The sequence below is a fragment of the Campylobacter sp. BCW_6461 genome (assembly GCF_001762735.1).
In the GTDB taxonomy this organism is placed as follows: Bacteria; Campylobacterota; Campylobacteria; order Campylobacterales; family Campylobacteraceae; genus Campylobacter_D; species Campylobacter_D jejuni.
Map to the genome: position 1 here is coordinate 1 of NZ_MJXJ01000017.1, position 1032 is coordinate 1032.

General features: G+C 30.8%; 1 protein-coding gene. It reads right to left on the reverse strand.

Annotation, left to right across the window (positions count from 1 at the left end):
* Positions 1-1032: motility associated factor glycosyltransferase family protein (locus AJ882_RS03010; protein ID WP_148127820.1), on the reverse strand; the 1032-nt coding region annotated here is incomplete at both ends.

The window sequence follows — 1032 nt, forward strand, 5'->3', positions numbered from 1 at the left end:
CATCCTGTATAAACTCATCTTCATCTAAAGAGTGATTGAAATTTTCTATGTTTTGATAGACTTTTTCTAAAAATTCTAAAGGCAAAAGAAAATCTTTACTGAGTATATTTTCTAAAATTTGTTTTAAAGCTAAGGCATCGTCTAAAAATCTTTTGGCATTTTCTTGATCTTTTTGTATTTTTTCTTTGAATTTAGCTAGTAGTTTATCACTTCTATTTTTAGTTAAACTTTTTGGAAGTTCAAATTTGGGTTTTTCTTTTGTAAGGAGTTTTTCACAACATTCTTTAAAGGAAAGTTCTTCAGTGAAATTAATCCTTGCTCCACCTTCAGTGGCATTGTAAAATTTAGCCTTTTGATCATTGCAAGCAAAAAGATATTCTAATTTTATACGATAATCATTCCATGTGATATGAGTTAAAACTTCACCTTTGCCTCCATAAGCTTGGGTTTTTAAGGTAGGCACAGTTTTTTCTCCGCTAAATTGCTCGCCATAACTAAATCCTTTTGAATGAGAATTTCCTTCTTCATCAAAAGCTAAATCTTGCCCTATCATAATAATATTTTTAAATCCTAAAGCTAAAGCTAAAGTATAAGAAAAATGACTTACATGAGTACCCGTATCAATATAACCAAAGTCATTAAGGTTAAAGCGTTGGTAAAGGGCTTTATTTCTTAAAACAATCATACAATTTTCAGCCTTTAAACTACGCACGACATTAGGATGCGTGGCACACTCAAGAGCAATAATGCTTTGTTTTAATTTTCCTTTATTTTGAAAAAATTTCATTGCCAAATCCCTACAATCTAAATTAGTAACATAATCAGGCACTACACCTTCTTTTTCAAGCATACTTAAAGCTCCATCAGCACAAAAGACCACCGCTTTATCTTGATAAGCTTTAAGTAAAGGAAGTTGTTTAGTAAGAGAAGGTCCTGCAGAAACTACTATAGCATTGTCAAATTTGTTTTTTCTTTCGCTTAAGATTCTTTGAAAAGGAATACTTCCAAGCATAGAAGGGATATTTTGCAAAA